Genomic DNA, 812 nt, shown 5'->3' with positions numbered 1-812 from the left:
GTTGGGCACTCTAAGGGGACTGCCGGTGATAAGCCGAGAGGAAGGTGGGGATGACGTCAAGTCCTCATGGCCCTTACGGGCTGGGCTACACACGTGCTACAATGGTGGTGACAGTGGGCAGCGAGACCGCGAGGTCGAGCTAATCTCCAAAAGCCATCTCAGTTCGGATTGCACTCTGCAACTCGGGTGCATGAAGTTGGAATCGCTAGTAATCGCGGATCAGCACGCCGCGGTGAATACGTTCCCGGGCCTTGTACACACCGCCCGTCACACCATGGGAGTTGGTTTTACCCGAAGGTAGTGCGCTAACCGCAAGGAGGCAGCTAACCACGGTAGGGTCAGCGACTGGGGTGAAGTCGTAACAAGGTAGCCGTAGGGGAACCTGCGGCTGGATCACCTCCTTTCTAAGGAAGCTTNCACACCATGGGAGTTGGTTTTACCCGAAGGTAGTGCGCTAACCGCAAGGAGGCAGCTAACCACGGTAGGGTCAGCGACTGGGGTGAAGTCGTAACAAGGTAGCCGTAGGGGAACCTGCGGCTGGATCACCTCCTTTCTAAGGAAGCTTGTTTTTTTAAGTGGTTTTGGCAAACCTTTCCTGTTCTTCGAACAGGGGTGCCAAAACGGGCCTTAGGGCACGCTTTAAAACAGCTTGTTAGAACAAAGATGAGGCCAGTCAGGCTTTGTCGCATTGATACGTCACGGACCTTTAAGGCCGATGATATGGCGGGACCCGCCGTCCACGTTTCTCTTTCTTCAGGAAGACAAGAACCGCAAGACCGGTTTGGCTGCTTTTTGCTTAAGGCGAGGGGCAG

Annotated in this window: 1 rRNA gene; it reads left to right on the top strand. The window is 55.0% G+C overall.

What is annotated here, in order from left to right:
- Positions 1-404, top strand: a 16S ribosomal RNA gene (locus tag VQ830_RS28715); the annotation flags it as partial.
- Positions 405-812 lie beyond the last annotated feature (408 nt).

The sequence above is a fragment of the Oryzifoliimicrobium ureilyticum genome, assembly GCF_037199735.1.
Classification (GTDB): Bacteria; Pseudomonadota; Alphaproteobacteria; order Rhizobiales; family Rhizobiaceae; genus Rhizobium; species Rhizobium ureilyticus.
The sequence above is the reverse complement of the archived record's forward strand: the minus strand, read 5'-3'. Positions and strand labels throughout refer to the sequence as shown.